We start from the raw sequence: 297 nt of genomic DNA, 5'->3' as shown, positions 1-297 counted from the left end.
CGCACCATGGCAAGACCCACCGAGAGGGAAACGCCTGCCGAGAGGGCTGCGCCCATGGGGCGGGTGCTCACCGGCATCTCCATCCTAGGGTTCCTCATCCCGGGCTATGCCGTTGCCATCGGCATCTCCTTCGTGGTGCCCAAGCTCTACACCGCCATCGCCTTTGACGCGGGCGGCGTTGCTTCCGGCCCCATGACGGCCACCTTCCTGCTGCCGCGGGCGCAGGGTGCCTGTGTGGCTGTGGGCGGCAATATCGTCACCGATGCCTTCGGCGTGGTGGCCATGGTCGCCATGACC

Annotated in this window: 1 protein-coding gene; it reads left to right on the top strand. The window is 67.3% G+C overall.

Annotation, left to right across the window (positions count from 1 at the left end; genetic code table 11):
- A partial coding sequence (locus P0G09_RS19220) for a DUF1538 family protein (protein WP_275253471.1) occupies positions 1–297 on the top strand: 297 nt, incomplete at both ends.

Origin of the sequence: Faecalibacterium sp. DFI.5.82 (assembly GCF_029076575.1) — a bacterium.
Lineage (GTDB): Bacteria > Bacillota > Clostridia > Oscillospirales > Ruminococcaceae > Faecalibacterium > Faecalibacterium duncaniae.
Note: the sequence above shows the minus strand (reverse complement) of the source record. Positions and strands in the feature narration are given on the sequence as shown.